The sequence below is a fragment of the Zhongshania sp. genome, assembly GCF_041623545.1.
Taxonomy (GTDB): Bacteria; Pseudomonadota; Gammaproteobacteria; order Pseudomonadales; family Spongiibacteraceae; genus Spongiibacter.
Map to the genome: position 1 here is coordinate 1 of NZ_JBFJWS010000370.1, position 2,875 is coordinate 2,875.

Consider the following 2,875-nt stretch of genomic DNA (forward strand, 5'->3'; position numbering starts at 1 on the left):
CAATTTCCGGCTAAAAATGCGGCCAATGAAGAGGAGCGCATTTTTAATGCGGACAATGCCAGCACCTTTGGCGAAGACCCTGAGCCTCGGCGGCTTGTGCAGCTAAATGTGTTGGGTAGTGACAACCAAGGTGACTTTGCGCAGTTGAGTATCGATGGCGAGGTGCGTCTGCTGCGGGCAGGCGATGTTTTTTTACCTTGCGTAAAACTGAATAGCATCCTCCGCGATGCAGTGCTAATTGATAATTGTGGGAGTTACGCGCTGCTTGGGCAGAACTTGGAACGGACCGGTGGGCGCTTGACGTTAACGGCTGTGGAGGAGGGTGGTTTGCATGTGGCTCCGCCAAACATCGTGGATTTGCGTCAGAATCGCGATGTGAGTAAATTGCTTGGCGATTACCGCGAGCGTTTATTTAAGCGGCCTCTGTCCCTGCGGGGAGTGGTTAATATCGAGATTCGGGTCGACCCACTTGGTGAGCGCAAGTATTATTTGTCGCCGGGCAAGGACCCTGCTTTATTCACGCTACTGCCCTTGCAGGCGGGGGATCGAGTGGTCGCCGTAAACGGGTTTAATCTTGCCAGCAGCGAGGCCCTTACCGATATTTATGGCGCGCTTGGGGATCTGAATCAGTTGGCGCTTACCGTTGCGCGGGGTGATCAGCGCTGGGTGATGCTGCTCCGATTATAAGGTTGCGCTATCGCGTGGAGCCCCTAGCGTGGATTTAATAGCATATAGCATTGAATTTACTTAATATTTGGCGGCCAATTTCGATAGTATACTCGCCAGCTATCGGCTCGAAGAGTGGGCTGAGTTTGCCATGGTGAAGATTGTAAGGCGCTTTTAAGCCCAAGAAGGAGATGTGAGTGAGCGATTTTAAGAAGTGGGAATGTGTTATCTGTGGCTTTGTGTACGATGAGGCCGAAGGCTGGCCAGATGATGGCATTGCGGCGGGAACCGCCTGGGCTGATGTGCCCGAAGACTGGGAATGCCCAGATTGCGGCATTAGTAAGTTCGACTTTGATATGGTCGAAGTCTAAACTGCGGCTGTTTTTTCAGCTGTTTTGAGTTGGGGGTCGTGCCTGCAGGCGTCGCCCTCTGTTACACTCTGTGAATATTTGTGTCGCTAGGGAATTCCCATGAAGAAAACAATAACAGGCATTACCTTGCTTTTGTCGGTAGCCTTACTCGCAGCTTGTGCCCCAGAAGTTGGCAGTGATGCGTGGTGTGTCGCCATGGACAAAAAAGCCAAGGGCGATTGGTCTGCTAATGAAGCGAAGGATTACGCAAAGCACTGTGTCTTTAAGTAGCACATTATTTGCGATCGGTTTTACAACGCTTTATACCGAGCGGCAACGCCTTAGAAGCCTTGGGCGTTGCCAATTACACAGGATGATGTAAGAAAGATGTCATATTATTCGGCTACTATTCGGCGCCTAGTGCCCTTGCTAGGGGGCATCTGAGACGTGGAGCAGTCTATGACATGGGTGAAAATGCTCTCACCTCGGGTGGCTGGATGGTTGACTGCAGCGCTAACCGCCATGGTGCTAGCGGTGTTGGCGGGTTTATGTTGGCAAATCGCCGCCGTATTCCGGGACGCGCCGTTGCCAAGTGCCGGCCCTATTGAACGCGCCTCGAACTCTAAGTCTAGTGTGCAGCGTTACGATGTACAGAGTTTGTTGTCAGTGCCGCTGTTTGGTATGCGGCCAACGTCGCCTGTCGCTGCGGCAGAAATTCAGAAAGATATTCGGCGCAGCGCATTAAAGATTACGGTTATTGGTTTAGTTGCCGGTAACGACGAACGCGGTGTTGCTGTGCTTCGTCATGGTAGTAAAACCAAAGCATACGGCATTGGTGAAAAAATTGAGGTGCCGGGTACAGTTACCTTGGTCGCGGTATTGGCAGACCACATCATTATTGAGAATAACCGCAAGCAAGAAAAAATTGAATTGGATCAGAAGGCCGGTTCTGCTGGCCTGCGCACCACTACCACGCCCCGGCGAACGAGTAGTGACGAGAATATAGATTTAAGCACGGCAGCGATTCGTGAATTAGTTGGCGATCCTCGGGACACTGTGCAAAATAGCCCCTTGCAGTTGGTTCGATTCTTCTCTGTTAATCCGGTGATGGATAATGGCAAACTGGCAGGCTATGAAGTAAAACCTGGCCGGGATACCCGTTTGTTTTCTCAGCTGTCTTTAGAGCCGGGCGATATCTTATTATCGGTTAATGGCCAAGCGCTATCTGATATGTCTCCCCAAGAATTAATGAAAATGTTAGAAAACACCAGTTCCTACGAGCTACTAATCAAGCGTACTGACACCATACTCACCAAAAGATTTGATCTATGAAATCCTTGTTTCTCAAAGTAAGTATCGCCGTTTGTCTGTTCATTGCTGTATCCAGCGCTGCCTTGGCTGAGCGCTTTGAACTGGACATGCAAAATGTGGATGTCGGTGAGTTCATTGACACCGTTGCCAAGCTAACTGGCAAAACCATTGTCGTAGACAGTCGCGTGAAAGGCAAAATTACGGTGCAGAGTCACCGTAAACTTGATGCCGAGGAGCTTTACCAAATATTCCTGCTGCAACTCGGGGTTGAAGGTTACTCTGCCATTGAAGTAGGCGACGGTATACTCAAAGTGATTCCCAACCAGGCGGCAAAAATTGAAGGTATAGAGGTTCAACTTGGCCGCAATAGCATGGGGCGCAGCGAATCGATTATTACGCGTATAGCGCAGCTCCAAAATGCCGATGCCGATGAACTCGTAAAGTCGCTTAGACCATTGGTTGACAATAAAGTTGGTGTCATTACCAGTTACGCGGATTCCAATATTATTTTAATCACCGACCGCGAATCCAATGTCCGTCGCTTGATG

At 50.0% G+C, this 2,875-nt stretch carries 5 protein-coding genes; all 5 read left to right on the forward strand.

Annotated elements, in window-relative coordinates:
* Positions 1-687 (forward strand): hypothetical protein (locus tag ABYT30_RS17985; protein ID WP_373097866.1); only part of this gene is annotated, 687 nt, incomplete at its 5' end.
* Between the two features lie 176 nt (positions 688-863).
* A complete protein-coding gene (locus tag ABYT30_RS17990) occupies positions 864-1,037 on the forward strand; it encodes a rubredoxin (RefSeq protein WP_373084409.1) in 174 nt (57 codons plus the stop codon).
* Between the two features lie 99 nt (positions 1,038-1,136).
* Entirely contained in the window at positions 1,137-1,307 is a 171-nt protein-coding gene (locus ABYT30_RS17995) for a DUF3012 domain-containing protein (protein WP_373084411.1), read from the forward strand.
* A gap of 168 nt (positions 1,308-1,475) precedes the next feature.
* Positions 1,476-2,348, forward strand: a complete 873-nt coding sequence (gspC, locus tag ABYT30_RS18000; protein WP_373097868.1) for a type II secretion system protein GspC — start codon at positions 1,476-1,478, stop codon at positions 2,346-2,348.
* Positions 2,345-2,875, forward strand: a 531-nt coding sequence (locus tag ABYT30_RS18005) for a secretin N-terminal domain-containing protein (protein WP_373097870.1), incomplete at its 3' end; no start/stop codon positions are given. The genes gspC and ABYT30_RS18005, both read left to right, overlap by 4 nt.

Coding starts and splice junctions, on each gene's coding strand:
- gspC (WP_373097868.1), top strand. CDS start 1,476: ATGACATGGGTGAAAATGCTCTCACCTCGGGTGGCTGGATGGTTGACT.
- ABYT30_RS17995 (WP_373084411.1), top strand. CDS start 1,137: ATGAAGAAAACAATAACAGGCATTACCTTGCTTTTGTCGGTAGCCTTA.